We start from the raw sequence: 24,942 nt of genomic DNA on the forward strand, positions 1-24,942 counted from the left end.
GGTTGTCGCAGCCGTGACCGGCCCCTCCGCGCAGGGGGCCGCCCTGGCTGTGGCAGCCGTGAGTTGGGCGCCCCTTGCCGCCCACACGGCCGCCCTGGCCCAGGAGGCCCGGGCACAACCGTATGTTCAGATCCTCCCGGTGCTGGGGGTCGGCAAGGCGCGCATCATGCTCCGCTACATCTTGCCGGCGGTGGCACGGCCGCTCCTGCGCCACGCTATGCTCCGCCTGCCGGGAGTCGCCCTGGCCCTCGCGGCGCTCGGGTTCCTGGGGCTGGGCCCGCAACAGCCGTCGCCGGAGTGGGGACTGATTCTGGCCGAGGGCATCGGCTATGTGGAACGGGCACCGTGGGCGGTCCTGGCACCGGCATCCGCGCTGGTGCTGGCGTCGGTGCTGGCCGTCAGCCTCGCAGGCACAGGGAGCGGCACCGGGGCGGCACGGCTCAGGAGGCTGGGAAACCCCGCTGCCGCCCGCGCCGCGACGGCGCCGGAAACCGCAAAATGATTTAGCCCGGTTTACCTGCCCTGGGACGCAGAACGTGATGGGGCGTTCAACGATTTGCTGCGGGAAGTGATGGGGCGTTGTCGCGGAGCCCGTGACTCGGGCTAGGGACAGCAAAAGCCCGCTGCCTGCACCGGAATTCCGGTGGAGGCAGCGGGCCCAAGAACTGAGTCAGCACCGATGATCCACTGAAATCAAGGGTGCCAAAAAAGAAGCGCTGCACTAAAAGCTGGAAACCGCAGAAATGCCTGCTGCATCCGTTCGTGCTGCGGCGTCACAGGGCTGCCCGGTTACGGCAACAGCACCTTGCGACAACTAGCCGATCCGACGGGTGTCCACCTCGTCGTCGTCTTCTTCCAAATCATCCGCGTACTTATCCACATAAGCCGAATAGTCCGGTTCAACCGGCTCATTCGCGTAATGGCTCGTGGCACGACTGCCTGGACCCGTCAGCTCACGCTGAAGTGCCGAGTAGTCAGTGTTCGGGGAGTAGTACTTGATATCCCGAGCCTGCTTGGTAGCTTTTGCCTTTTGACGGCCGCGCCCCATGGCGTGACCCCCTTTTGTACTTGGACCGGAGGTGGTCACCTTGGCGTAGGTGAGGCCCCGGAATGTTTGGTCAATTTGTCGTACACCTAGATTACATGCTTTCTGCTGGCCCTGCTTGCCAGCCACAGCTCCCTGCGGCGACGCCCGGTACTATCCCTGCCCTTCAAAGGCCAGAATACGGCTTTTTTCTTCGGTAGAGTCGACTCAGCAACTACTGACAATGGCCGGGAATCCGGCTGCCCGTGCGGAGAAAACGCAGGAGGATGCACCCAGTGAACCACCGTGACGTTCCGCCCAAACCAGCTTCTCCGCCCACCGCTGGCCTGCCCACGGTTCCCGCGGCAGAGTACGGAGTTCCAGCAGCCGAACCTCCGGCACGTACCGAGGGCCAAGAGCGGGACCAGGGCGAGGCGTTCGAGCAGGACCGTGCCGTGATCCCTGACGGACCTGAAGCCGGCCGCGGCAGCATCAACCAGCCGACCCTGTGGAAGGCGTTCTTCGTCGTCGTCCTCTTAGCCGTCATCGGGTCACTGGTCTGGCTTGCCTTGTGGCTGAACACCAACGGAGACCAGGAGGCCTCTGCAGGCTCGGTTCCCGGGATCCTCGAAACTGCCGTAACACCCCCGGCTACCCCACTGCCGCTCCCCCGCGAGGCGGAACCTGCGGCCTACGCCTTGGGTGACTGCTTCAAGGACTTTGACCCGGAGGCGCTCAAAGCCACAGTGGTCCCGTGCGACACCGGCCATTCCGCACAGCTGGTTGCCGTCTTCCACTATCCGGAAGGCGAGGACTACCCGGGCGCGGAAGCACTCAAGGCCAAAGCCCTGGAAGCATGCCAGGCGGCAAAGCTGGGCCCGGCCGCCAACCAGTACACGCTGACCTTTGAGCGCAGCTTCCCCAGCTCCACAAGCTGGGGCGCCGGGGACCGCAGGCTGCACTGCTACGTCACCTCACCCGGCGGCAACAACGTTAACGCGAGCGTGCTGCCCTAGCCGCTTGGGCATCAGGGCAGCACGCTCAAGACCAACCTGCGGAACATTAGTCCTTCCGGCGGACCACAAGCCCCGTTCCCGGGACGGCGCCGCCGCTGGGCCTGGCCAGAGCTTCCAGCCCTTCGATGGTGAGTTCATCAACATCGGTGGCCGTGTCCACCAGCACGGTGTCCCCGTCAGCGATCTCGCCGGACAGGATGGCCTTGGCCAACCGGTCCCCAATCTCCCGCTGCACCAGCCGGCGCAGCGGCCGGGCGCCGTAGGCGGAGTCGAAGCCGGACATCGCCAGCCACGCGCGCGCGCCCTCGGTAACATCCAGGGTGAGGCGGCGCTCGTGCAGCCTCCGGCCAAGTTCGGCCACCTGCAGTTCAACGATGCGGGCGAGCTCTTCCACTGACAGCGGATCGAACAGCACCACTTCATCCAGCCGGTTCAGGAACTCCGGTTTGAAGGAGGCGTTGACGGCAGCCATCACGGCATTCCGTTTGGCCTCGGCATCCAGCGAGGGGTCCACCAGGAACTGGCTGCCAAGGTTGGACGTCAGGACCAGGATTGCGTTGCGGAAGTCCACGGTGCGGCCCTGGCCATCGGTGAGGCGGCCGTCGTCGAGCACCTGCAGGAGGATGTCGAAGACCTCGGGGTGGGCCTTCTCCACCTCGTCCAGCAGGATCACGGAGTAAGGGCGGCGGCGCACGGCTTCGGTGAGCTGGCCGCCCTCCTCGTAGCCCACGTATCCGGGAGGCGCACCCACGAGCCGCGCGACGGAATGCTTTTCGCCGTACTCGGACATGTCGATCCGCACCATGGCGCGTTCGTCGTCGAACAGGAAGTCCGCCAGGGCCTTGGCGAGCTCCGTCTTACCGACGCCGGTGGGGCCCAGGAACAGGAACGAGCCGGTGGGGCGGTTGGGATCGCTGATGCCGGCGCGGGCGCGGCGGACGGCGTCCGACACTGCGGTAACAGCTTTCTTTTGGCCGATCAGGCGCTTCCCGAGCTCCTCCTCCATGTGCAGCAGCTTCTGGCTTTCGCCCTGCAGCATCCGGCCGGCAGGGATGCCAGTCCATGCGGAGATAACCTCGGCGATGTCGTCTGCCGTCACCTGTTCGGCCACCATCTGCGCGGACTTGTCCGTGACGGCGGCTTCGGCCTCCGCAGCAGCGTTGAGCTCGCGCTCCAAGGCAGGGATCTCGCCGTATTGGATGCGCGACGTCGTCTCCAGGTCGCCTTCACGGTAGGCCTTGTCAGCGGCGCTGCGCAGTTCGTCCAGCTTCGCCTTAAGGTCACCCACCCGGTTGAGGCCGGCCTTTTCAGCCTCCCAGCGGGCGTTCAGGGCCGCGAGTTCCTCTTCCCGGTCAGCCTTGTCCGCACGGAGGGCGGCGAGGCGCTCCACCGACGCGGCGTCGGTCTCGCCTTCCAGGGCCAGCTCCTCCATGGTAAGCCGGTCCACGGCGCGGCGGAGCTGGTCAATCTCCTCCGGAGCGGAGTCGATTTCCATGCGCAGCCGGGACGCGGCTTCATCCACGAGGTCAATGGCCTTGTCCGGCAGCTGGCGGCCGGAGATGTAGCGGTTTGAAAGCGTCGCAGCAGCCACCAGGGCAGAGTCGGCAATAGCCACCTTGTGGTGCGCCTCGTAGCGCTCCTTGAGGCCGCGGAGGATGCCGATGGTGTCCTCAACACTGGGCTCCCCCACGTACACCTGCTGGAAACGGCGCTCCAGGGCCGGGTCCTTCTCGATATTCTCGCGGTACTCGTCCAGGGTGGTGGCGCCGATGAGCCGCAGCTCGCCGCGGGCCAGCATGGGCTTGAGCATGTTCCCGGCATCCATGGAGGACTCGCCGGTGGCACCTGCACCCACCACCGTGTGGATTTCGTCTATGAAGGTAACGATCTGGCCTTCGGAGTTCTTGATCTCCTCCAGGACGGCCTTGAGGCGTTCCTCGAACTCACCGCGGTACTTGGCGCCGGCCACCATCGAGGCAAGGTCCAGGGCGATCAGGGTCTTGCCTCGCAGGCTTTCCGGCACGTCCCCGGCCACGATGCGCTGGGCCAGGCCCTCCACGACGGCGGTCTTGCCGACACCCGGCTCACCAATGATCACTGGGTTGTTCTTGGTGCGGCGGCTCAGGACCTGGACGATCCGGCGGATTTCCGTATCGCGGCCAATCACCGGGTCCAGCTTGCCTGACCGGGCCATGGCGGTGAGGTCCGTGCCGAACTTTTCCAGGGACTGGAAGGTGTTCTCCGGGTCCGGGCTGGTGACTTTCCGGTCGCCGCGGACACCCGGGAGAGCGGCGAGCAGGGCCTCGTGGGAGGCGCCGGCGTCGCGCAGCAACCGGGCCGCGGCGTCGCTGCCGGCCGAAAGCCCCAACAGGAGCACTTCGGTGGACACAAAAGTGTCGCCCAGCCGGTCGGCTTCCTCCTTGGCATTTTGGATGGCCTGAAGGGCAGGCCGGGACAGCTGGGCCTGCTGGCTGGAAGCGCCGGAGGTGGCCGGCAGCGCTTTGATGGCACTGCTCGCCTGGACGCTTACGGCATCCGGGTCCGCGCCGGTGGCTCGGAGCAGCGCCACGGCGACGCCTTCACGCTGGTCCATCAGCGCCTTGAGCAGGTGGGCCGGCTCCACCTGCGGATTGCCGGCCGTGGAGGCGTTCATGGCGGCAGCCGAGAGAGCCTCCTGGCTCTTGGTGGTGAATTTGACGTCCAAAGAGAGCTCCTTTCAGGGTCTGTTGTCTTGGGTTGAGTCTACTACGCTCAACTTTGGTGGGGGTACTTTTTATTTCCTGTTTTCCCACAGCGAAAGGAGGAAGGGCAGCAAACCAGGGCTCCGGACTCGGCCGGCCGCCCCGTTTCCAAGGCTGCCTATCCGCCCTAGGATCGCCTTGTGACCGGGGAGCACTGTGCCGCCGGCGCTTGGCAGACGGGACACGCAATGAAGAAGTTTGTTGTTCTCTACATCGCAGCGCAATCGGCCCAGGCCCAAATGGCCGAAAGCTCGCCGGAAGCGGCCCAGGAGGGTATGAAGGCCTGGATGGAATGGGCTGAGCGGGCGGGTGACGGGATCGTGGACATGGGGAACCCGCTGGGCGCCGGGAAGGAAATCACGGCAACCGGCACGTCAGACAGCAGCACCGGCGTGGCCGGTTACGGCATCCTCCAGGCCGAGGACCTCGCCGGCGCCGAGGCGCTGCTGGACGGTCACCCGCACCTCATGATGCCCGGCGCGAGTATCCAGGTTTACGAATCCCTGGACCTGCCGGTCATGTAGGCGCTGGCCGTCAGGCCGGGTAAATTGCCACGGCCGTTGCTTTGACGACGAAGTGCACGGGCAGGCCGGGGACCAGGCCCAGGTCTGCCGACGCGGCGGGCGTGATGTCCGCCGCCAGGCTTCCCGCCCGCACCCGGATGACGTCGCCGTGCGGCTCAAGGTCCTTGATGGTCACCTCGAAGTAGTTGCGGGGACTTCCGTGGGCGTCGTCCAGGAACACGGAAACGGCCGACGGCGGGAACACGGCCACCGCTGCCAGTTCACCCTCGGCTGCCGGGCCGGGTTCCTCGATACGGCCGGCGATGGTCTGGCCGCCTGAGCTTTTGAGCCCGTCACGGGTGAGGGTTCCAGGAATCAGGTTCAGCCCCGCCAGCCCGGCCGCAAAGGTGCTGCGGGGCCGCTCGAGTACGTCTCGGGTCGGGCCTTCCTCTGAGATCCGGCCCCCTTCCAGGATGACCACCCGGTCGGCCAGCATCAGCGCGTCCAGGACGTCGTGGGTGATGATGATGACCGGCCTGTCTGTGAGGACCCGTGTCAGCAGGCGGCGGAGCAGCGGCGCGGAATGGATGTCCAGCGCGGCCATCGGCTCATCCAGAAGGAGAAGCCCCGGATCAGCGGCGAGCGCCCTGGCCACCGCGACGCGCTGGGCCTGGCCGCCGGAGAGCTCGGCAGGGCGGCGGTCATGGAGCTCTTGGGCTTCCACCTCGGCGAGCCAGCGGACGGCATCGGTTCTTGCCTGGCGCTTCGCCACCCCGGCGCTCCTCGGACCGAAAGCCACGTTCTCCAAGGCGTTGAGGTGGGGGAACAACAGGGGTTCCTGGGCGAGCAGCGCTGTACCCCGATGATGGGGCGGCGTCCAGCTGCTCCTGCCCGGCGAAAGGTCGAACAGCGTCCGCCCGTTGAGCTCGGCCCGGCCGCTGTCCGGCCGCAGCAGTCCCGCGATCACGGCCAGCAGCGTGGACTTGCCCGCCCCGTTCGGCCCCATCACCGCTACTGTTTCGCGCGGACCAACCGTCAGGGCCACGTCGAACCCCCGCCCGGCCACAGCTGCCTCAAATGTAAATGTCACGCGGCGTTCCTTACCGTGGCGGCCGCCGTCGTCGTCCGCTGACTGGAAACCCGGCCGTCACGCCCACCGGGCCGCCGGTAGGCAAGGGCCACCACGGCCACCGCCACGGCCACCAGCACCAGGGAGAGGGCGACGGCGGCATCCGGGTCCGTTTCACGCTGCAGGTAAATTTCCAGCGGCAGCGTCCGGGTCACCCCTTGGAGGCTGCCCGCGAATGTCAGGGTGGCTCCGAACTCGCCCAGGCTCCGGGCAAAGGAAAGCACGGCTCCCGAGGCCAGCCCGGGCAGCACCAGCGGCAGCGTCACGCGGCGGAAGACCCGCCCCGGCGAGGCGCCGAGCGTTGCTGCGACTACTTCGTACCGTTCACCTCCGGTCCGCAGGGCCCCTTCCAGGCTCACTACCAGGAACGGCAACGCCACGAATGTCTGCGCGAGGACAACTGCGGTGGTGGAGAAGGCAATCTGGAGGCCGAGGACTTCCAGGGTGCTGCCCAGGATGCCCTGGCGGCCGAACGTGTAGAGGAGCGCGATGCCGCCCACCACGGGTGGCAGGACGAGTGGGAGCAGCACCAGCGAACGCAGCAGGCCCTGCAGCGGGAACCTGCCCCGGGCCAGGACCAGGGCCAGCGGTACACCGAGGAGGATGCACAGGACGGTGCTGGCAGCGGAAGTCCGGAGGCTCAGGCCCAGCGCCGACACAGCGGACTCGGAGGTGACCAGTGGCAGGAAGTTAGCCCAGTTGACCCTCACGACCATGGCGAGCAGCGGCAGGATGACCACCAGGGCGGCCAGGACCGCCACCGCATGGATCCAGCGCGGAACGCCGCTGTAAGCCTGGTGGCTCACGGCGAGCCCGGTCCGAAGCCGGCGTCTGACAGCACCTGCTGCCCTTCCGGGCTGCCGATGAATTTGAGAAAGGCACGGGCATCTGCGCTGTCCCTGCTGTTGGACAGCACGGCGGCGGGGTAGCTGTTGACTGCACCGGCTGCTTCCGGGAAGGGAACGTCCTCCACCCGGCCTGCTGCGGACTGGAGGTCGGTGACGTAGACCAGCCCCGCGTCGGCTTCCGCGGAGATGACTTTGCCCAGCACGTCCGTCACGGAGCTTTCCTCACTGACAGGGTTAAGGTCTGTTCCGGTCTGCTGTTCGATGGTGGCCGCGGCAGCACCGCAGGGAACCTGCCGGGCACATTGCACCAGACGGGTGCCAGGTTTAGCGAGGTCCGCGAAAGAACGGATGCCGGCCGGATTTCCCGGCGGGACGGCGATGGCGAGCGTGTTGGTGGCGAAAATCTGCGGTTCGCCATCCACCAGCCCGGCCTCCTGCAGTTTTTCCATGTTCCTGGTGTCCGCGGAGGCGAAGACGTCCGCCGGCGCGCCCTGGTTGATCTGGGTAGCCAGGTCTGCCGATCCGGCGAAGCTGAGGGTGACGGTGGTGCCGGGGTGCCGGGCTTCAAAAATCTTTGCCATCTCCGTGAAGCTGGTTCTGAGGGAGGCGGCAGCGAACACGGTCAGTGCCCCGCCGCCGGCGTTGGCGGCCGCATCGCCCTTGCCAGTGCAAGCCGCCAGCGTGGTTGACATCAGTACGGCCAGCAGCAGGGCAATGAGCTTTTGGATCCTGCTCACAGCGCCTTGCCCTGCGGCGTTTCGATGATCACCGTGGTGGCTTTGACCACCGCGGTGGCCACGGAGCCGGGTTCCAGCCCCAGCTCCCGAACGGCCTCGCTGCTCATGAGCGATACCACCCGGAACGGCCCGCACTGCAGCTCCACCTGGGCCATAACCTTGTCCGCCGTGATGCCGGTAACCAGGCCCACGAACCTGTTGCGCGCGGAACTGCCGGTACGGTGCGGATCGTCCGGAAGCTGCGCGAGTTTCTGTGCATGCCGGGCCAGGTCCAACCCCTCCACGGCGAGCCGGCCGCCGTCGTCCTTGATGGCGGTGAGTGATCCGTTGTCCAACCAGCGCCGTATAGTGTCGTCGCTGACACCGAGGAACCGGGCAGCCTCAGCAACGCGAATAATGGTCATAGGCCCCAGTTTATGGCGCAGATGCGGAAGATGGAGCAGAACGGTGCCGCATCTTCGGATAATGCCCGGATATTTCCCTCGTTGGTATCGGCGCCTTGCTGCACACCGCGCCGTGCACCCGCCCCAACTAGACTTCCTCCATGGCCATCTACATCGACCCGCCGCTCTGGCCTGCCCACGGGACCCACTTCTCGCACCTGGTGTCTGACTCGTCGCTGGCGGAACTGCACGAGTTCGCCGCCGCGGCCGGCATTCCGGAGCGGGCCTTCGACGGCGACCATTATGACGTGGCGGAGCGCCGCTTCGCTGAGCTGGTTGCGGCAGGGGCCATTCCCGTGGAGGCCCGGATCCTGGTCCGCAAGCTGATCGGCAGCGGCCTGCGGATCCCTGCGCGGCAACGGAACAAGTCACTCAAGGTCCCGCTGTTCAACCGCTGGGACGCCATCATGCCCGGCCACGACGCGCTGTTCCTGGACCTCCTGGACCGCTGGAGCGAGCCGCACCGCCGGTACCACGGCTGCACCCACCTGCTGTCGGTACTGGAAGCGCTCGACCTGCTCACCGATCCCGTTGACCCGCCGCGCACGGTGCTGCTGGCCGCATGGTTCCACGACGCCATCTATCGGGGCGTGGCGGGGCAGGACGAAGAAGAGTCCGCCCGCCTCGCGGAGGACCGACTGGTCGCTGCCCGCCTTCCCGAGGCGGAGGTCGCCGAGGTGGCCCGGCTTGTGCGGCTGACATCGGACCATCGCCCCGAGCCGGGGGACGACGACGGCGCCCTCCTTTGCGATGCCGACCTTTCCGTACTGGGCGGCGAACCTGACGAGTATGCGAGGTACGTGGCCGACGTCCGACAGGATTATGCGCACATTGGCGACGCTGACTTCGCAGCCGGGCGCGCCGCCGTCGTACGCCACCTGCTGGATCTTGACCCGCTGTTCCACACCGGCCGGGCGCAGGAGCTGTGGCTGGACGCCGCCCACCGGAACCTGGAAGGCGAACTGGCGTGAACGCACCCACTTCAAACCCCCACCACACGCCGACGGCAAGTGCCGCCCACCGGCAACTGCCCTACACAGTGCGGCTGGAATGGGGGCTCGACGGCGCCAGGACAGTAACGTCTGGCGCGGACCTGGCCGTGGTGGTCGACGTCCTGTCCTTCAGCACCTGCGTCAGCGTCGCCCTGGACCGGGGAGCCGACGTTTTTCCGTTTCCTTGGAAGGACACCGGCGCGGAGGACTTCGCCGCCCGCCACGGCGCCCAGCTGGCAGGGCCCCGCAACGGCGGCGGACTGAGCCTGTCCCCCGCGAGCCTCCGGACGGCGGGGTCCTTGGAACGGGTGGTCCTGCCGTCCCCGAACGGTTCCGCTCTGTGCCATGAACTGGCCGGCGAGGTCCCGCTGGTGGCTGCGGTATCGCTCCGCAATGCGGCGGCAACAGCCGATTGGGTGATGGCCAACTTTGATGAAGATGCCGTGATCGCGGTGATTGCCGCCGGCGAACACTGGCCTGACGGCACCCTCCGCCCTGCTGTGGAGGACCAGATCGGCGCAGGCGCATTTGTGGCGGGCCTGGTGGCTGCCGGCAAGGGCGGCTACGAGGCCGAAGACGGCAGGCACGGCTACGCACCGGAAGCCGTGGCGGCGATGGCGGTGTTCGAGGCGGCGGAACCACGGCTCCGGGAAATGCTTCACGGGTGTTCGAGCGGCCGCGAGCTGGCCGGTGCCGGCTATGCCGACGACGTGGATATCGCCGCGGAGTTGGACGACAGCGGCGCCGTGGCCCTCCTGGTAAACGGGGTATTCAGCCCACGCTAAAGGACCCGGTGCCCTGTTGGTCCGGCTGGACCAAAGGGATAGTTTCCGCCAGCCGGACCTTTACGGTTCCCGTTAGGGATGCAACACTGCTCGGATGACCCTGCGCATCCAGTCCCTTTGCATCGATTCGACCGATCCGAAAGTGCCCGCGGACTTCTGGGAGAAGGCGCTGGGGTGGCGGCGGACCTACGAGGCGGACGACGAGATTGTGCTCGAGCCGCCAGCCGGCAGCCCCGAGGACGGGGTATCCCCGGACCTGCTCTTCCTCAAGGTGCCCGAGCGCAAGGAGGTCAAGAACAGGCTTCATCTGGACCTGCGGCCGGAGGACCGCGACGCAGAGGTTGCAAGGCTCGAGGGCCTTGGTGCCAAACGCGTTTCCGTGGGCCAGGGCCCCGAGGTCACCTGGGTGGTAATGGCTGATCCGGACGGCAATGAGTTCTGCGTCCTGCGGGCGCTGCGGCCGGATGAGCCAACGGAGTAGAGGCCCGTCGGCTCATCCGTTCCCCGGGCTGCTTTCCGGGTGGGGCGGGAGCCGGTTTACCGGTAGGCCGTGACGAACGGCGCGCTGGTGGGCACAATCTGCTTGCCCAGCGGCATCAGGGACACCGGGATGAGCTTCAGGTTCGCGATGGCCAGCGGGATGCCGATGATGGTGACGGCCATGGCAAAGGCAGTGACCACGTGGCCGATGGCAATCCAGATACCCGCCACCAGCAGCCAGATCACATTGCCCAGCAGCGGGAACACTCCTGTGCCGCCGGGCTTGTCCACCACTGTGCGGCCGAACGGCCACAGCGTGTAGGACGCAATCCTGAAGGAGGCGATGCCCCACGGGATGGTGATGATGAGCAGGCAGCAGATGACGCCGGCCAGGAAGTAGCCCAGCGCAAGCCAGAATCCCCCGAAAACCAGCCAGATGATGTTGAGCAGTGTCTTCATTCATCCATTGTGCCCCGGTGGCTGTGGCAAAAGGATGGGGGTTTGCCCCGACCGGCCCCTTAGCCCGGCTGCTAAGCCGGGGCAGCAGCACCCTTCGCTGCCTCCACGAAGGCACGCACCTTGGCCAGGTCCTTCACGCCCCGGGATGCCTCCACGCCGGAGGAAACATCGACTCCCCAGGCATGGGCTGCCGTGGAGGCGGCACCGACGTTGGCGGGGTCAAGCCCGCCGGCGAGCAGCCAATGGCGTCCTTGAAGAACCGGCAGGGCGGCCACGGAGGCATAGTCCCACGCCTTCCCGGAGCCCGGCACGGCGGCGTCGATCAGCAGAAGATCCTCGCCCCAGTCTTCGAACTCCTCGGGAGGGGCGTCCATGGTGACTGCCCTGATCAGCTTCATGCCGGCGTCGTGGACGGTAGCGACGTCCTCGCGGGTGCGCGGGCCGTGCAGCTGGATCCATTCCAGCCCGGCAACGCGGGCGATCGCCACAGCGTCGGCCACGGGTTCGTGGCGGAATACTCCGATGGGCGAGACTCCCGCGGGGACCTCCGCCAGCAACGAGGACGCCTGGGATGGCGAGACGACGCGGGGGCTGGCGGTGAGGACGAAACCCACGGCATCCGCCCCGGCACTTACCGCTTCACGGACGGATTCGGGCGTACTGAGACCACACACTTTTACAAACATTCCCGGCTCCTTGAGGCTGTTTTTGTGTTATCCCCCCGGAGGAGAGTAGCAGGAAGGCTGGCCGCGGGATGTACGCGGGGGAATCGGGATGTACGCGGGGGAATTAGGCTGGGCAGATGGAGATCATCCGCTTTGCAGACCTCAAGCCCGAACCCTGGCGGAACGGCGGCGGAGTGACGCGCCAGGTTGCCAGCCACCCCGGCTCAGCTTCCACGCAGGACGGGGCCTGGGACTGGCGGGTCAGCATCGCTGACGTCAGCAAGGCCGGGGACTTCTCCGCGTTCCCGGGGATGGAGCGGGTGCTGACGGTGATCGAGGGTGAACTCCTGCTGCTGTCCGTGGACGGCGCCGAACACCCCCTGGAGAAGTACCGTCCGTTCCGGTTTCCGGGCGGGGCCAGCACGCACGCTTCCCTTCCGACCGGCGACATCCGGGACCTCAACGTGATCACGCGGGCCGGCCGCTTCAAGGGCTTCACGTCCATCATCGAGCTCTCGAAAAAGCGTGCCAAGCCCATCTTCGAAGGGCAACTGGGGATCCTCCTCCAGGGCCAGGCCACGGCAGCCGAAGGAACCACTGAACCCGAGGCGCTGGCGCGGTACGACGCCGTGGTGGGCTCCGACGTCGACACCCCTGACGTCCTGGGCCGCGGTTTCCTGGCCGTCGTCTCGATCGACCCGGTGGAGATCGATCCGGTGGAGGATGAGCCCCGCGCGGAATAGGACAGCCTCGCCTTTGGGTAGCAGAGCCTTTCCACACTGGTGGCTCCACACGGCCGTCCCTAGACTCGGGCTATGACCACTTCAACATTCAATGCGCTCCTGTCCACCCAGATCGGCAACGAATTCACGGCATCGCAGCAGTACATTGCCGTGGCCACCTGGTTCGCCAACCAGGACCTCCCCCAGCTGGCCAAGTACTTTTACCGCCAGTCTGTGGAGGAACGGAACCACGCCATGATGATGGTGCAGTACATGCTGGACCGGGATATCGCCTTCACCATTCCAGGCGTCCCCGCCGTCCGCAACGACTTCACCTCGGTCACCGAGCCGCTGGCCCTGGCCCTGCAGCAGGAAAAGGAAGTAACCCGCAACATCGAGGACCTGTTCCGGGCCGCCCGAGGCGAAAACGATGCACTGGGTGAGCAGTTTATGCTCTGGTTCCTGAAGGAGCAGGTGGAAGAGGTCGCGTCCATGACCACGCTGCTGAACATCGCCGAGCGTGCGGACAACCTGTTCGACATCGAGAACTTCATTGCCCGCGAAACCATCGGCGACGGCGGCCGCGACTCCTCGGCCCCGGAGGCAGCCGGCGGCGTCCTCTGACGTCCAGGCCCAGGGAGGCCACCCGGTGGTGAGGTTCCGCACCACCGGTGGCCGACCGGCGTCGGGCGTTGCTAGGCTGGAAGGGTAGGCTCCGTAAACGGGCCTCCGGACGACGGTTCAGTACCCGGCACGCGACAAGACTGGCCAAAGGATCTGTCATGCCGTGGTTAATCCTCATTCTTTCCGGCGCCCTTGAAGCTGTGTGGGCCGCAGCCCTGCACCGTACCTTCCAGGCTTCCGGCCGGCGCCGCATCGCCCCCGCCGCCCTCTTCCTGGTCTCCGTGGCCGCCAGCACCGGCGGCCTGGCCATCGCCATGCAATCGATACCCACCGGGACGGCGTACGCGGTGTGGGTGGGTGTGGGTGTGGTGCTGACCTCCGCCTACGCCATCGCCACCAAGGTGGAACGCCCGACGGCGGCACGCCTCCTCCTGCTGTCCGGCATCGCGGTGTGCGTGGTGGGCCTGAAGGTGGTGGCGTGATGCTGCGGCGCTCGATTCCTTGGTTGGTGCTTCTTGCCTCGGCCGTTCTCGAAGCGGTGTGGGCCACAGCTCTCGGTTTGTCGGACGGCTTTACTGAGCCCGTTCCCACCCTTGTCTTCGCAGTGACGGCAACGCTGAGCATGCTGGGCCTGGGCATGGCCATCCGGACTATTCCCCTGGGCACCGCCTACGCCGTGTGGGTGGGAATTGGTGCTGCGCTGACGGTGGGTTGGGCCATGGCCACCGGCGTCGAAGCATTCAGTGTGGTCAAAGTGGTGTTCATCGCCGGGATCGTGGGATGTGCGGCCGGCCTTAAAGTGCTGCCCGGCGGGGCCGACGCCTCCGAGCCCGAAACTGCCTCCCCAGCCCGCCGCTGAATATCCCCATGTATCAGGCAGGCCGACGGCGTGGCCCCGCGGATCGCCGTCGTCTCTGCCCTTCCTGGCACAAAAGGTGGGGAGATCCAGCGGGCAGTCTAGGCTTTTGCCATGGACTCCCCCGAGATCACCCAGGCGGTGGCCGCCCTCCGGGCAAGGCTCGTTCCGGGAGCGCGGACCGTCCTCGGCATTGCGGGGGCCCCCGGTTCCGGCAAGTCCACCTGCGCAGAGTGGATCCGGCAGCAGTTTGAGCCCGGGCAGGCCGTGGTGGTGCCCATGGACGGCTTCCACCTCGGCAACGCCATCATCGACGGCACCCCGTTGCGCCAGCGCAAGGGAGCGATCGACACGTTCGACGCCGGCGGTTACCTTTCGCTGTTGCGCCGCCTGGTACGCCGGGATGAGCCGGTCGTGTATGCCCCGGAGTTCCGGCGCACCCTGGACGAACCGGTGGCAGCATCCATCGCGATCCTGGCCGACGTTCCGCTGGTGATCACGGAGGGCAATTACCTCCTGATGGAACAGGAACCCTGGAAGGACATCAGGGCGCAGCTGGACGAGGTGTGGTTTGTGGATACGCCCCCGGAGCTGCGCCTGGCGCGCCTGGTGGCACGGCACGTTTCGTTTGGAATGGAACCGGCTGCGGCCAAGGCTTGGGCAACCGGCCCGGACGAAGCCAACGCGGTGTTGATCCAAGCAACCCGCCCGGCTGCGGACCGGGTCATTCCCTGGCATTAGGAATGACGGAATACAGCCACCGGGGGCGGGGTTCTTGGCTTGGACAACTTCAATGATGGGAGCACGGTCATGGCAGCAACGGTCCACCTTGGCGACGGCCTCATGGTCAGCCAGCTCGGCTTCGGCGGAATGGCACTCACACCGGTCTATGGGGAGGTCGATCCGGCTGACGCGCTCCGGACGCTGCACCACGCGGTCGATGCCGGCGTCACCTTCATCGACACCGCGGACATCTACGGCGGAGGCAGCAACGAGGAACTGATCGCGCAACTGCTAAAGGAGCGGCGGGACGAGGTCCAGCTAGCGACTAAATTCGGCCTGGTGGGCTCGCCTGCAGACGGCTATACGGATATCCGGGGCGACGCCGCGCACATCCGCCAGGCCGTGGACCGGAGCCTGCAGCGGCTGGGCACGGACGTGATTGACCTCTACTACATGCACCGCCGTGACCTCCGCGTTCCGATTGTGGAAACCGTGGAGGCCATGGCGGAGCTTGTGCAGCAGGGCAAGGTCAAGCACCTGGGGCTGTCGGAGGTGACGGCCCAGGAGCTGGAGGCAGCATCCGCTATCCACCCCATTGCGGCGGTCCAGAGTGAATGGTCCATCTGGAGCCGCGACGTGGAACGCAACGTTGTTCCGGCCGCCGCCGCCCTGGGAGTGGGTTTTGTGCCGTACTCGCCATTAGGCCGGGGATTCCTCACCGGCACCGTCGACGCTTCCAGCCTGGGGGACAACGACTTCCGACGCCGGATCCCCCGCTTCGCCCCTGATGCGGCGAGTGCCAACCAGGCAGTAGTGGCCACCGTCCGGTCCGTAGCGGACGAACTGGAAGCGACGCCGGCCCAGGTTGCCCTGGCGTGGCTGTTCGCCCAGGGCAAGCTGCTCGGCCTGCCCGTCGTCCCCATTCCCGGCACCCGCAAAACACACCGGATCGACGAGAACCTGGGTGCCTTGGCTCTGAAGCTGACCCCGGCGCAACTGGACGCACTGGCCGAAGCTTCGGACGCCGTCGTCGGTTCCCGCTCGGCGGATCCCAACTGGGTGTCCCAAGGCCGTGAGTAACCGGCGCCGGAAAAAGCGGTTCCCTAGACTGAAGCCTATGGACTCACTTCTTTACGACCTGCCGGCGCTGACCATTAGGCGGATTTCTGTCAGCGAGATGGACAACAACGTGTACCTGCTGACCGCCAAGACCACCGGCGAGCAGGTGCTCATCGACGCCGCGGATGACCTGCCGGCCATCCAGCAGCTGCTGCAGGATTCGGCCGCGGATACATCCGCTGCGCCCAGGCTTGCCCTGATCGCCACCACGCACCAGCACTGGGACCACGTGCGGGCGTTGAAGGAGCTGGTGGCCGCAACGGGCGCGCCCACTGCTGCAGGAAAGGACGACGCCGCCGCGTTGCCCGTTGCAGTGGACCGGCACCTTGAGCAGGGGGATACCGTGTCCGTGGACGGCTTCCAGCTGACGGCCGTCCACCTGCGCGGGCACACTCCGGGGTCGATCGCGTTTGTGTACGAGGACCCGGGAGGCCCCACGCACATCTTTTCCGGCGACTCGCTGTTTCCCGGCGGGGTAGGCAACACCCAGAAGGACCCGGAGCGGTTCGCCAGGCTTCTCACCGACGTCAGCGAGCGGCTGTTCGGGACTTACCCGGACGCCGCCGTCGTGCATCCAGGCCACGGCAAGCCGACCACCCTGGGTGATGAGCGGCCGCACCTCGAGGAGTGGCGCGCCCGCGGCTGGTAGGACGGCCAGGGTTTCCGCTGCTGATTCGGACGGCCGCTCCCGGGATCCCGGGAGCGGCCGTCCGTTTCAGCAGTGGAAGTCCGTAACCTTAGCGGCTGCGGCGTTCGTTCGACGCCGGAGCCGAAGCACGGCGGGGGCCGCTGCGGGCGGGACGACCGGAACCGCCACCGTTGCTTGAACCATATGATCCGCCGGAGGTTCCGCCGGTGTTCGAGGACCAGACAGCCTTGTTGCCGCCGCTGGCTGCACCTGCACCTGCACCTGCACCTGCGGAGCGTGAACCGCCGCCGGTCCGGGCACCTGCGCCGGCTGCTGCACGCTGGCCCGTTGCCGGACGTCCGCTGCGCTGTCCGCCGGAAGCAGCCGGACGGCCTGAGGAAGCCGGACGGCCGGTGCCGCCGCGGGGAGCGTCGCTTCGGGTTACGCGTGAATCAGTGCGTCCGTCCGAACCGCGGCCAGCCGCTGCACGGCCACCTGCCGCGGGGACGTCGTTGCGGTGGGTCGAAGCTGCAGTGCCGCGACCACGGGCGTTGCGGCGGGCTGCTGCTGCGGCAACGGCGCGGTCCTCGTTCTGCTCGGCAACGCGATCAAACGCCGCGCGGGCTTCGGTGCGGCCCTCGAATGCTGCTGCCCGGCGCTCGGCGCGGGGAACATCGGTACGCGTGGGCTCGGCGGAAACGCGGCCGCGTCCACCACGGCCGCCACGGCCGCCGGCAGTGGGTGCAGCCTGGCGGCGTGCCCGCTTGCGCTCAGCGTTGGCGCCCGTAGAGGTGCCGCCGCCCTGCTGTGCGGCCTTCTTGGCCAGCAGCGCTGCGCGGGTCCGCGGATCGATCTTGTCAGCCATTTCGCCCACGAGCTCGGCAACGATGGGCGAGTTCGCGGTGACGCGCTCGAAGTTAACCTCGACGCCGGCAGCCTTCATCAGCTTCTTCACGTCGGTCTGCTGCTCCGGGAGGGTCAGCGTCACCACAGTGCCGTCGGAACCGGCACGGGCGGTGCGGCCTGAACGGTGCAGGTATGCCTTGTGCTCGGTGGGCGGGTCAACGTGGATCACCAGTTCGACGTCGTCCACGTGCACGCCGCGGGCTGCGACATCGGTGGCCACCAGGACGCGGACGTCACCGGAGGAGAACTCAGCGAGGTTGCGGTCCCGGGCATTCTGAGAAAGGTTGCCGTGCAGGTCGACCGCGGGGATCCCGGCGTCGGTGAGGGTTTTGGCCAGCTTGCGGGCGTGGTGCTTGGTCCGCATAAAGAGGACGCGGCGGCCGGCACCGGAAGCGAGCTCCACGATCAGCTGCTTCTTGACGGTCTGGTCGTTGACCACCAGGACGTGGTGTTCCATGGTGGTGACAGCTGCCTGCGGGTCGTCCACGGAGTGTGTGAGCGGGTTGGACAGGTAGCGCTGGACGATCTTGTCCACGCCGTTGTCCAGGGTGGCGGAGAAGAGCAGGCGCTGGCCCTGGCTGGGGGTCATGTCCATGAGCTTCTTCACCACGGGCAGGAAGCCGAGGTCGGCCATGTGGTCGGCCTCGTCCAGGACGGTGATTTCCACGGCCTCGAGGGTGAGGATGCGCTGGCGGATCAGGTCCTCCAGGCGGCCGGGGCAGGCGATGACGATGTCAACGCCGGCACGCAGGGCCTTTTCCTGGCGGGCCTGCGAGATGCCGCCGTAGATCACGGTGGTGTTCAGGCCGGCAGCCTTGGCCAGCGGCTCGATGGTGGCGTTGATCTGGGTGGCCAGCTCGCGGGTGGGGGCAAGGACCAGGCCCATGGGGCGGCCGGGCTTGCGGAAGTGCTTGGCTTCGCGCTCGGCAAGGCGTGCCACCAGCGGGATGGCGAACGCGATGGTCTTGCCGGAGCCGGTGCGGCCGCGGCCAAGGACGTCGCGTCCTGCCAGCGTGTCCGGGAGGGTCTTCACCTGAATGGGGAACGGCTCGGTGATTCCCTGTGCGGTAAGGGTGTCGGCGAGGGCTTTGGGCGTGCCGAGGGCAGCAAAAGTAGTCAAAGTTCAAAGGTCTTTCAGGCGGTATCCGTGCGGATATCGGCCCCCGACGCCGGTTGGCCCAGGGGGTTCGCCGAAGAAAAGTCAGGTGATCAACCAGCCTGCTGCCGCTTATGCAAAGCGACGGCCGGGACCAAATGGAACGCGTTCATCGACGCAGGATGTGCCTCTCACATGAAAAAAGCCCCGTCCCCTAAATGAAGGGGTACATGGGCATCACTGCACATCAAGTTCCACCAGTCTAGCACCCCAAGCCCGCTCCCCTTTCCCGACTGCCCTGTCCCCTCCCAACCAAGTCGCGCTAAGTGTCGTTCTGGGCCTCCATAACGACACTTAGCGCTACCTGGTTGGGCGTTGCGAACACAGCCTGTGCGGGGCAGGGTTGAGGCATGAGCGAACACGCGGCCCACCAGCATGAACACGAGGCAACGCACGACGCCGGCCCCGGCCTTTCCGGGGACGGCGAGGGTCAGGGGATCCGGGACGCGGCTTCCCTGTGGGACGAGCGGTACCGCAGCAAACCCCAGATCTGGAGCGGCAAGCCAAACCCCCAGCTGGTCCGGGAGGCGGGCGGGCTGCGGCCTGGACATGCGCTGGACCTTGGCTGCGGCGAAGGTGCGGACGCCATCTGGCTCGCCCAACACGGCTGGACCGTCACCGCCGTCGACGTTTCAGCCGTGGCGCTGGAACGTGCACACGGGCATGAAAAGGCCGCACTCGCGCGGGAAAGCGTGCATGCAGCCGAGGGTGCCATCGCCAGCCGCATCAGTTGGCAGCAGGCCGACCTCAAGGAATGGCAGCCCGGGGAAGCGTACGATCTCGTGACCTCACAGTTCCTCCACTCCCAGGAACTCGCCTGGCAGGGCCCCCTTCGCACGGCCGCCGCGGCGGTCAAGCCCGGGGGAACTTTGCTGGTAGTGGGGCACCATCCGCACCGGCTGCCGCCATGGGGCGGGGCGCACACACACGACGGGATGTTCTACACGGGGGAGCAACTGGTCCAGGAGCTGGGGCTTGACGGGCCAGAATGGCAGCTGGAAGTGCAGACCAGCCGGGAGCGGCCGGTGACCGCAAAGGACGGCCAGCACGCTACCATCGCCGACGTGGTGGTTCGCGCCAGCCGGCTCCCCTGACTTCCCTTGGAGTTTTTGTCCAGATGTGCAGACTTCGGAGGCCGCCAAGCCGGCATATCTGGACAAAAACTAAGGGTTTTTGGCGGTGACCCGGGGCGCTAGGGCGGCCGCGGCGACCGCGACCACGGCGGCAAGTCCAAAGACGCCCGCGAAGGATTCCGTCGTCGTCGTAAACGCCGCGAACACGATGCCGGTAGCGGCCAGTGCGAGCGCGCCGCCCAGGGAGTCGGAGATGGACATGGCCGAGCTGTTGAAGCCCTCGTTCTCCTTCGTGGATAGCGCCAGGGTCATCACGCTCAGCCGCGGATAGAGCAGGCCCATGCCACCGCCGGCGAAGACCCACCCAACGATTGCGACGGCGGCCGGCCAGTGCAGTGCGGTGGTGGCCAGGGCAAGTACCACGGCGCCCAGGACCATCAACGAACCGATGCGGACGGCGCAGCGGTGGGACAACCGCGCACCGAGCCGCCCCTGGACTGCCGACGCGCCCGCCCAAGCCAACGCTCCACCGGTAAGGGTGAGCCCGGCAAAGGTGGGCGAAAAGGCGTACTGCTCAATCAGCAGGTACGGCAAATAGACTTCGGCGCCGAAGAACGCGGCTGAGGCGAGCCCGCGGACCAGGATCACGCTTGGCAGGCCGCGCCCGGCAGCGAGCGTGCGCGGTGGCACCAAGGGCCGCACCGCCACCAGGGCAACCACGACGGCGGCCACCGCCAGGAGTGCCGGCGCGGCGGGGAAACCGTGAAACTTGGCCTCCCGCGACAGGTTGAGCCCCAGCACGGCAAGCGCGGCCAAAGTGGCCCAGGCAAGGCGGCCAAGGGCCCACGGGGTGGGTGGTTGCCCTGAAGGAGCAGCCTGTTCCTTGGCGGACGTCATCCCGCGCAGCACCGGGACGATCATCACCAGCGCCGGAATGACCAGGCCCACCACACCCAGGAACACCCAGTGCCAGCTCAACACCTGCGCCACAATTCCGGCTGCGAAGGGCCCCACCAGGGACGGGATCACCCAGGCCGCAGAGAACGCAGCGAAAATTTTGGGGTGCAGCAACCCGGGATAGATCCGGGCCACCAACACGTACAACGCAACGGTCAGGGCACCGCCGCCCAACCCCTGCACCAGCCGGCCCGCCACCAGCAGCGGCATGGAGACGGCGGTGCCCGCGATCAGCAGCCCCGCCACGAACAGCGCTACGGACGCATACAGGGGAACAGCGGGTCCCCTGCGGTCGGACCAGTTTCCCGCAGCCACCATGCCGATGACGCCTGTTGCAAGCGGGCCGGCGAACGCCAGGGCGTAGAGGCCCGCACCATTTAGCTCGCGGCTGACTACGGGCATGATGGTGGTCACCGCAAGGGATTCGAACGCCGCCAGGAACACCAGCGCGCAGGCACCGATGGTCACCCACAAGTACGGCCGCTGCAGGATGCCGGCGTGGGGATCCGCGGCTGAAAGGGTTGTCTCGCGCACGCTTCTGGCCCGATCGGTCGTTTGTCTGTCGTGCCAGCATAGCGGCCGGCAGTGACAGGGCTCACGCTTCCTGCCGGCTCACCCGGCACTGGCCACCGCCGCGGGGACAATGACCCGTCCGGTGGCCGTGGAATCCTGGTTCAGCATCCAGCCCACCCGCTTGACGGTACTGAGCATCACCACGCTTTCCACCAGTTCAATCCCGGGGATCCGCTGCTGCAGGGCGAGTTCGGCGTTCATCACATCGGCGAGCGACTGCAACCACATGATGATCAGGAAGTTCGTGCGGCCAGTGGTGGAGGCACTGAGGCGGACGTTGCGGAGGCCGCGGAGCTCAACGGCCGCCGCCTCATGCCGGCCCGCCGGTACGTTGGCGAACCACTGGCACGTTACGGGGTAGCCGGAGAACTTCTGCGCCACTTCGCAGCGGAACGAGAGCACCCTGCTCGCGAGGACGCGGTTCAGCTGGCGCTGGACTGTGGCAGGGTGCCTGTCCAAGGCCCGGGCGATGTCGGCCGCCGTCGCCCGCCCGTCCCTTGCCAGGAAGGGCAGCAGCGCCAGATGGCTTTCCGGCAAAGGCTCGACGACGGTCTCCGGCGGTGCAGATCCTGCCGCTTCCGGCCCGGCCTTGGCCTGCAGCGCCGCAACCTGCGCCCGGTTCAGTACGTTGAGACGCCAGGCGTAACCGCCGGAGTGCAGCCTGGTGCACAGGGACGTCTGGTACTTCAGCAGGCCATCGATGTCCTTGAGGCGGGAGGCAACTGCCGTGGTGAACTCCTCAAGGGACGGGGTCAGGACTGTCAGCATCAGGTCCCGGTTGCTGGCTGCTTCCTCGATCGTGACGATCTCGGGTACGGCAGCCAGGGCCTCCGTCACCTCTTCGCGGCGGTGCATCTCGCAGTCGACGTCGACGAAGGCCAGGCACATCTGCTTTGGGTCGCCCATCAGGTGGGCCGTCACCCATGCGGCACCAGAGCGACGCACCCGCTCCCACCTCGCTGCCAAGGTGGTGGCGTGCACGCCCAGGATTTCGCCTGCATCCGCCCAGCTCACCCGGGGCGCGATCTCAAGCGCGTTGATGAGTGCGAGGTCCTCCTCGGTCAGGTCCATGGTGCCCATTCTTCCGCACGGCTGCGTAAATCGAGGAGCAGGAGGGCTGCTCTCGCATTTTTCCAGCGGTTCCCGCAGTTGTGAAGCAGGTCACGCCAGACTGGAAGCAGTCCATTCTTTGGAGGAGCAGAAATGACCATCACATCCGCGGCCCGGGAACTCCAGCCCGTACTGACCCGGTTCCGCCACGCCATGCACCAGGAGCCGGAAATCGGCCTCGACCTGCCACGAACGCAGGAAAAGGTCCTTCAGGCGCTGGACGGACTCCCCTACGAAATAACCTTGGGCAAGGAAACGACGTCGGTCACGGCCGTGCTCCGCGGCGCCCGGGGTGCCCGGGCCGGGCAGGGACAGGAGGCTGCGCCAGCCGTCCTGCTTCGCGCCGACATGGACGCCCTTCCGGTCCAGGAAAAGACCGGCGTGGACTACACCTCCCGCCTGGACGGCGCCATGCACGCCTGCGGCCATGACCTCCATACCGCGATGCTCACGGGTGCCGCCACCTTGCTGGCCGAGAACCGGCACCGCCTGGCCGGGGACGTGGTCCTGATGTTCCAGCCGGGCGAGGAAGGCTTTGACGGCGCCAGCTATATGATCCGCGAGGGTGTGCTGGACGCGCCGGGCCGGCGGGTAGGCGCCGCGTACGGCATGCACGTGTTTTCCGCCCTGGAACCGCATGGCACCTTCACCACCAAACCCGGAGTGATGCTCAGTGCTTCTGACGGCCTGGTGGTCACCGTGCTCGGTGCAGGCGGCCATGGTTCGGCCCCGCACGCGGCCAAGGATCCGGTAACTGCGGCGGCCGAGATGGTCACCGCGCTGCAGGTGATGATCACGCGCCAGTTCAACATGTTCGATCCGGTGGTCCTCTCCGTCGGCGTCCTCCACGCCGGCACCAAGCGGAACGTCATCCCGGAAACTGCGCGGATCGAAGCCACCATCCGGACCTTCTCCGAGGCCTCCCGGGAGAAGCTGATGAACTCTATTCCCCGCCTCCTGCAGGGGATCGCGTCGGCACACGGCCTCGAGGTCGACGTCGACTACCAGCAGGAGTACCCCCTCACCATCACGGACGAGGACGAGACCCATACGGCCGAGGACGTCATCACGGAGTTGTTCGGTGATTCCCGGCTGTCCCGCTGGGCCACACCCCTCAGCGGCTCAGAGGACTTCTCCAGGGTGCTGGCGGAAGTGCCCGGCACGTTCATCGGGCTCAGCGCCGTCCCCCGCGGCGTGGACCATGCCGCCTCCCCGTTCAACCACTCACCGTACGCAACGTTCGACGACGGCGTCCTGGCGGACGGTGCCGCCCTCTACGCGGAACTCGCCACGCAGCGTCTCGCCGCGCTCTCGCAATCCCGCACCAACAACTCCTGATCCACCCTTCCAGGAAGAGAACTGAAATGACCACTGTCGTGAACCCGCACCGCAGCGCGCGGGCAGCAATGCGGAAAACCATTGTTGGTACCGGGATCGGCAACGCCGTGGAGTGGTACGACTGGGCGATTTATGCAACCTTCACCCCCTTCATAGCCAGCCAATTGTTCAGCAAGGCGGACCCGGCGTCGGCCGTCCTGTCCACGCTGGCGATCTTCGCCGTCGGCTTCGTTGCCCGGCCCTTCGGCGGATTCCTGTTCGGCTGGATCGGTGACCGGGTGGGCCGCAAGACGTCCATGACCCTGGCCGTGGGCCTGGCCTCACTGGGCAGCCTGATGATCGGCATCGCGCCGACGTTCGCGAGCATCGGTGCGTGGGCTTCCCTGATGCTGCTGGTGGCCCGGCTGGTCCAGGGCCTGGCGCACGGCGGTGAGCTGCCGTCGTCGCAAACGTACCTCTCGGAGATGGCGCCGAAGGAAAAGCGCGGGTTCTGGGCCACCCTGATCTACACATCAGGCACGGTGGGCATCCTGTTCGGCACGCTCCTGGGCGCCGTGCTGAACATGGTGCTGAGCACGGAGGCCATGAACGCGTGGGGCTGGCGTATCCCCTTCCTGATCGGTGCGGTCCTGGGCCTGTACGCACTGATCATGCGGTCACGGCTGCACGAGACCGAAGCGTTCGAAAGCGAGTCCGTCCGCGAAAAGCGGGCACCGATCTGGCCGCAGATTGTCCGCCACCGCAAGCAGGCCATGCAGGTCATCGGCCTGACCGTGGGCCTCACGGTGATCTACTACATCTGGGGTGTGGTGGCGCCGAGCTACGCCACAACAGCGCTGAAGATCGACCGCGGCGAGGCCCTGTGGGCCGGCGTCATCGGCAACATCGTGTTCATCGCGGCGCTGCCCTTCTGGGGGAAGCTCTCGGACCGCATTGGCCGAAAGAAGGTGCTGTGGTCCGGCGCCATTGGCTCTGCCGTGATGCACTTCCCCATGACCTGGCTGCTGAAGGACTCTGCGTGGCAGCTGGCCGTTGGCATGTCCGTGATGCTGATCTTCATCGCCGCGAGTGCCGCGATTGTGCCGGCCGTGTACGCCGAGCTCTTCCCCACCAGCATCCGCACCGTGGGCGTGGGTGTTCCGTACTCCATCTGCGTGGCGCTCTTCGGCGGCACCGCCCCCTACCTGCAGCAGTGGCTGGGAACCACCCTGCAGCTGCCCGACCTCTTCAACGTCTACGCTGTGCTGCTCCTGGCTGTCAGCGCCTTGTTCGTCTTCACCATCCCGGAGACCAAGGGCAAGGACCTGACGCACTAGTTCACCAATGTAGGTGGCA

At 66.9% G+C, this 24,942-nt stretch carries 27 protein-coding genes and 1 riboswitch; of the genes, 16 read left to right on the forward strand and 11 right to left on the reverse strand.

The window, feature by feature from the left end:
* A partial coding sequence (locus tag AC5RV1_RS11160) for an ABC transporter permease subunit (RefSeq protein WP_493994560.1) occupies window positions 1–502 on the forward strand: 502 nt, incomplete at its 5' end.
* A 312-nt stretch (window positions 503–814) separates the two neighbouring features.
* On the opposite strand, the gene AC5RV1_RS11165 is transcribed toward AC5RV1_RS11160, so the two are convergent.
* Complete coding sequence (locus AC5RV1_RS11165) at window positions 815–1,048, reverse strand: DUF3073 domain-containing protein (RefSeq protein WP_050053419.1); 234 nt, start codon at window positions 1,046–1,048, stop codon at window positions 815–817.
* 263 nt (window positions 1,049–1,311) lie between these two features.
* Here AC5RV1_RS11165 and AC5RV1_RS11170 point away from each other — a divergent pair, with 263 nt between their 5' ends.
* On the forward strand, window positions 1,312–2,040 hold the full coding sequence (locus AC5RV1_RS11170; protein ID WP_493994561.1) for a septum formation family protein: 729 nt from the start codon (window positions 1,312–1,314) through the stop codon (window positions 2,038–2,040).
* A 46-nt stretch (window positions 2,041–2,086) separates the two neighbouring features.
* Here AC5RV1_RS11170 and clpB read toward each other — a convergent pair whose 3' ends face one another.
* On the reverse strand, window positions 2,087–4,744 hold the full coding sequence (gene clpB, locus AC5RV1_RS11175) for an ATP-dependent chaperone ClpB (protein WP_493947962.1): 2,658 nt from the start codon (window positions 4,742–4,744) through the stop codon (window positions 2,087–2,089).
* Window positions 4,745–4,969: 225 nt separating this feature from the next.
* On the opposite strand from clpB, the gene AC5RV1_RS11180 reads away from it, so the two are divergent.
* Window positions 4,970–5,305, forward strand: a complete 336-nt coding sequence (locus tag AC5RV1_RS11180) for a hypothetical protein (protein ID WP_493994562.1) — start codon at window positions 4,970–4,972, stop codon at window positions 5,303–5,305.
* A 10-nt stretch (window positions 5,306–5,315) separates the two neighbouring features.
* On the opposite strand, the gene AC5RV1_RS11185 is transcribed toward AC5RV1_RS11180, so the two are convergent.
* Genes AC5RV1_RS11185 through AC5RV1_RS11200 form a run of 4 tightly spaced genes read right to left on the reverse strand, consistent with a single transcriptional unit; the run spans window position 5,316 to window position 8,402 of the window.
* A complete protein-coding gene (locus AC5RV1_RS11185; protein WP_493994563.1) occupies window positions 5,316–6,374 on the reverse strand; it encodes a sulfate/molybdate ABC transporter ATP-binding protein in 1,059 nt (352 codons plus the stop codon).
* Window positions 6,371–7,219, reverse strand: a complete 849-nt coding sequence (locus AC5RV1_RS11190; protein WP_493994564.1) for an ABC transporter permease — start codon at window positions 7,217–7,219, stop codon at window positions 6,371–6,373. Before AC5RV1_RS11190 ends, AC5RV1_RS11185 begins: the two co-directional genes overlap by 4 nt.
* Window positions 7,216–7,953, reverse strand: a complete 738-nt coding sequence (gene modA, locus AC5RV1_RS11195) for a molybdate ABC transporter substrate-binding protein (protein WP_493994621.1) — start codon at window positions 7,951–7,953, stop codon at window positions 7,216–7,218. Before modA ends, AC5RV1_RS11190 begins: the two co-directional genes overlap by 4 nt.
* 41 nt (window positions 7,954–7,994) lie before the next feature.
* Window positions 7,995–8,402, reverse strand: a complete 408-nt coding sequence (locus tag AC5RV1_RS11200) for a TOBE domain-containing protein (RefSeq protein WP_493947966.1) — start codon at window positions 8,400–8,402, stop codon at window positions 7,995–7,997.
* A 140-nt stretch (window positions 8,403–8,542) separates the two neighbouring features.
* On the opposite strand from AC5RV1_RS11200, the gene AC5RV1_RS11205 reads away from it, so the two are divergent.
* From AC5RV1_RS11205 to AC5RV1_RS11215, 3 genes are all read left to right on the forward strand, one after another.
* Complete coding sequence (locus AC5RV1_RS11205) at window positions 8,543–9,412, forward strand: DUF4031 domain-containing protein (RefSeq protein WP_493994565.1); 870 nt, start codon at window positions 8,543–8,545, stop codon at window positions 9,410–9,412.
* Window positions 9,409–10,218, forward strand: a complete 810-nt coding sequence (locus AC5RV1_RS11210; RefSeq protein ID WP_493994566.1) for a 2-phosphosulfolactate phosphatase — start codon at window positions 9,409–9,411, stop codon at window positions 10,216–10,218. The genes AC5RV1_RS11205 and AC5RV1_RS11210 overlap by 4 nt, the downstream gene beginning before the upstream one ends.
* A gap of 94 nt (window positions 10,219–10,312) precedes the next feature.
* Window positions 10,313–10,699 (forward strand): VOC family protein, encoded by a 387-nt coding sequence (locus tag AC5RV1_RS11215; protein ID WP_493947969.1) that lies wholly within the window; start codon window positions 10,313–10,315, stop codon window positions 10,697–10,699.
* Between the two features lie 56 nt (window positions 10,700–10,755).
* Here the strand turns inward: AC5RV1_RS11215 and AC5RV1_RS11220 are convergent, their stop codons facing one another.
* Window positions 10,756–11,157 (reverse strand): YccF domain-containing protein, encoded by a 402-nt coding sequence (locus AC5RV1_RS11220; protein ID WP_493994567.1) that lies wholly within the window; start codon window positions 11,155–11,157, stop codon window positions 10,756–10,758.
* Between the two features lie 71 nt (window positions 11,158–11,228).
* Complete coding sequence (locus AC5RV1_RS11225) at window positions 11,229–11,843, reverse strand: phosphoribosylanthranilate isomerase (protein WP_493994568.1); 615 nt, start codon at window positions 11,841–11,843, stop codon at window positions 11,229–11,231.
* A gap of 116 nt (window positions 11,844–11,959) precedes the next feature.
* On the opposite strand from AC5RV1_RS11225, the gene AC5RV1_RS11230 reads away from it, so the two are divergent.
* The 7 genes from AC5RV1_RS11230 to AC5RV1_RS11260 all read left to right on the forward strand — a co-directional run bounded on the left by AC5RV1_RS11230 (window position 11,960) and on the right by AC5RV1_RS11260 (window position 16,515).
* A complete protein-coding gene (locus AC5RV1_RS11230; RefSeq protein WP_493994569.1) occupies window positions 11,960–12,565 on the forward strand; it encodes a HutD/Ves family protein in 606 nt (201 codons plus the stop codon).
* A gap of 72 nt (window positions 12,566–12,637) precedes the next feature.
* On the forward strand, window positions 12,638–13,168 hold the full coding sequence (locus tag AC5RV1_RS11235; protein ID WP_493947973.1) for a ferritin: 531 nt from the start codon (window positions 12,638–12,640) through the stop codon (window positions 13,166–13,168).
* Window positions 13,169–13,251: 83 nt separating this feature from the next.
* Window positions 13,252–13,317: riboswitch (guanidine-III (ykkC-III) riboswitch) on the forward strand.
* 9 nt (window positions 13,318–13,326) lie between these two features.
* Window positions 13,327–13,650: a DMT family transporter gene (locus AC5RV1_RS11240; RefSeq protein ID WP_163167896.1), complete on the forward strand. Its 324-nt coding sequence runs from the start codon at window positions 13,327–13,329 to the stop codon at window positions 13,648–13,650.
* Complete coding sequence (locus AC5RV1_RS11245; protein ID WP_493948142.1) at window positions 13,650–14,027, forward strand: DMT family transporter; 378 nt, start codon at window positions 13,650–13,652, stop codon at window positions 14,025–14,027. The genes AC5RV1_RS11240 and AC5RV1_RS11245 overlap by 1 nt, the downstream gene beginning before the upstream one ends.
* A gap of 111 nt (window positions 14,028–14,138) precedes the next feature.
* Window positions 14,139–14,765 carry a nucleoside/nucleotide kinase family protein gene (locus AC5RV1_RS11250; RefSeq protein ID WP_493994570.1) on the forward strand — a complete coding sequence of 209 codons (627 nt, stop codon included), beginning with the start codon at window positions 14,139–14,141 and terminating at the stop codon, window positions 14,763–14,765.
* 69 nt (window positions 14,766–14,834) lie between these two features.
* Window positions 14,835–15,827 (forward strand): aldo/keto reductase, encoded by a 993-nt coding sequence (locus AC5RV1_RS11255; RefSeq protein ID WP_493994571.1) that lies wholly within the window; start codon window positions 14,835–14,837, stop codon window positions 15,825–15,827.
* A gap of 37 nt (window positions 15,828–15,864) precedes the next feature.
* Window positions 15,865–16,515 carry an MBL fold metallo-hydrolase gene (locus AC5RV1_RS11260; protein WP_493994572.1) on the forward strand — a complete coding sequence of 217 codons (651 nt, stop codon included), beginning with the start codon at window positions 15,865–15,867 and terminating at the stop codon, window positions 16,513–16,515.
* A gap of 88 nt (window positions 16,516–16,603) precedes the next feature.
* Here the strand turns inward: AC5RV1_RS11260 and AC5RV1_RS11265 are convergent, their stop codons facing one another.
* Window positions 16,604–18,520 (reverse strand): DEAD/DEAH box helicase, encoded by a 1,917-nt coding sequence (locus AC5RV1_RS11265; RefSeq protein WP_493947977.1) that lies wholly within the window; start codon window positions 18,518–18,520, stop codon window positions 16,604–16,606.
* 386 nt (window positions 18,521–18,906) lie between these two features.
* On the opposite strand from AC5RV1_RS11265, the gene AC5RV1_RS11270 reads away from it, so the two are divergent.
* On the forward strand, window positions 18,907–19,650 hold the full coding sequence (locus AC5RV1_RS11270) for an SAM-dependent methyltransferase (protein WP_493994573.1): 744 nt from the start codon (window positions 18,907–18,909) through the stop codon (window positions 19,648–19,650).
* A gap of 69 nt (window positions 19,651–19,719) precedes the next feature.
* On the opposite strand, the gene AC5RV1_RS11275 is transcribed toward AC5RV1_RS11270, so the two are convergent.
* Both AC5RV1_RS11275 and AC5RV1_RS11280 read right to left on the reverse strand, forming a co-directional pair.
* Window positions 19,720–21,120, reverse strand: coding sequence for an MFS transporter (locus AC5RV1_RS11275; protein ID WP_493994574.1), 1,401 nt, complete (start codon window positions 21,118–21,120; stop codon window positions 19,720–19,722).
* 78 nt (window positions 21,121–21,198) lie between these two features.
* Entirely contained in the window at window positions 21,199–22,230 is a 1,032-nt protein-coding gene (locus tag AC5RV1_RS11280) for an Lrp/AsnC family transcriptional regulator (protein WP_493994575.1), read from the reverse strand.
* Between the two features lie 132 nt (window positions 22,231–22,362).
* On the opposite strand from AC5RV1_RS11280, the gene AC5RV1_RS11285 reads away from it, so the two are divergent.
* Both AC5RV1_RS11285 and AC5RV1_RS11290 read left to right on the forward strand, forming a co-directional pair.
* On the forward strand, window positions 22,363–23,607 hold the full coding sequence (locus tag AC5RV1_RS11285) for a M20 metallopeptidase family protein (RefSeq protein ID WP_493994576.1): 1,245 nt from the start codon (window positions 22,363–22,365) through the stop codon (window positions 23,605–23,607).
* A 26-nt stretch (window positions 23,608–23,633) separates the two neighbouring features.
* On the forward strand, window positions 23,634–24,923 hold the full coding sequence (locus tag AC5RV1_RS11290) for an MFS transporter (protein ID WP_493994577.1): 1,290 nt from the start codon (window positions 23,634–23,636) through the stop codon (window positions 24,921–24,923).
* Window positions 24,924–24,942 lie beyond the last annotated feature (19 nt).

The sequence above is a fragment of the Arthrobacter sp. Hb9-2 genome (genome assembly GCF_059091165.1).

What these genes read in the sequence shown, in the direction of transcription:
- AC5RV1_RS11255 (WP_493994571.1), top strand. Translation starts at nt 14,835, where the DNA reads ATGGCAGCAACGGTCCACCTTGGCGACGGCCTCATGGTCAGCCAGCTC.
- AC5RV1_RS11205 (WP_493994565.1), top strand. Translation starts at nt 8,543, where the DNA reads ATGGCCATCTACATCGACCCGCCGCTCTGGCCTGCCCACGGGACCCAC.
- AC5RV1_RS11225 (WP_493994568.1), bottom strand. Translation starts at nt 11,843, where the DNA reads ATGTTTGTAAAAGTGTGTGGTCTCAGTACGCCCGAATCCGTCCGTGAA.
- AC5RV1_RS11250 (WP_493994570.1), top strand. Translation starts at nt 14,139, where the DNA reads ATGGACTCCCCCGAGATCACCCAGGCGGTGGCCGCCCTCCGGGCAAGG.
- AC5RV1_RS11165 (WP_050053419.1), bottom strand. Translation starts at nt 1,048, where the DNA reads ATGGGGCGCGGCCGTCAAAAGGCAAAAGCTACCAAGCAGGCTCGGGAT.
- AC5RV1_RS11220 (WP_493994567.1), bottom strand. Translation starts at nt 11,157, where the DNA reads ATGAAGACACTGCTCAACATCATCTGGCTGGTTTTCGGGGGATTCTGG.
- AC5RV1_RS11200 (WP_493947966.1), bottom strand. Translation starts at nt 8,402, where the DNA reads ATGACCATTATTCGCGTTGCTGAGGCTGCCCGGTTCCTCGGTGTCAGC.
- AC5RV1_RS11260 (WP_493994572.1), top strand. Translation starts at nt 15,865, where the DNA reads ATGGACTCACTTCTTTACGACCTGCCGGCGCTGACCATTAGGCGGATT.
- AC5RV1_RS11180 (WP_493994562.1), top strand. Translation starts at nt 4,970, where the DNA reads ATGAAGAAGTTTGTTGTTCTCTACATCGCAGCGCAATCGGCCCAGGCC.
- AC5RV1_RS11230 (WP_493994569.1), top strand. Translation starts at nt 11,960, where the DNA reads ATGGAGATCATCCGCTTTGCAGACCTCAAGCCCGAACCCTGGCGGAAC.
- AC5RV1_RS11270 (WP_493994573.1), top strand. Translation starts at nt 18,907, where the DNA reads ATGAGCGAACACGCGGCCCACCAGCATGAACACGAGGCAACGCACGAC.
- AC5RV1_RS11245 (WP_493948142.1), top strand. Translation starts at nt 13,650, where the DNA reads ATGCTGCGGCGCTCGATTCCTTGGTTGGTGCTTCTTGCCTCGGCCGTT.
- AC5RV1_RS11215 (WP_493947969.1), top strand. Translation starts at nt 10,313, where the DNA reads ATGACCCTGCGCATCCAGTCCCTTTGCATCGATTCGACCGATCCGAAA.
- AC5RV1_RS11280 (WP_493994575.1), bottom strand. Translation starts at nt 22,230, where the DNA reads ATGGACCTGACCGAGGAGGACCTCGCACTCATCAACGCGCTTGAGATC.
- AC5RV1_RS11290 (WP_493994577.1), top strand. Translation starts at nt 23,634, where the DNA reads ATGACCACTGTCGTGAACCCGCACCGCAGCGCGCGGGCAGCAATGCGG.
- AC5RV1_RS11240 (WP_163167896.1), top strand. Translation starts at nt 13,327, where the DNA reads ATGCCGTGGTTAATCCTCATTCTTTCCGGCGCCCTTGAAGCTGTGTGG.
- AC5RV1_RS11170 (WP_493994561.1), top strand. Translation starts at nt 1,312, where the DNA reads ATGCACCCAGTGAACCACCGTGACGTTCCGCCCAAACCAGCTTCTCCG.
- modA (WP_493994621.1), bottom strand. Translation starts at nt 7,953, where the DNA reads ATGTCAACCACGCTGGCGGCTTGCACTGGCAAGGGCGATGCGGCCGCC.
- AC5RV1_RS11285 (WP_493994576.1), top strand. Translation starts at nt 22,363, where the DNA reads ATGACCATCACATCCGCGGCCCGGGAACTCCAGCCCGTACTGACCCGG.
- AC5RV1_RS11235 (WP_493947973.1), top strand. Translation starts at nt 12,638, where the DNA reads ATGACCACTTCAACATTCAATGCGCTCCTGTCCACCCAGATCGGCAAC.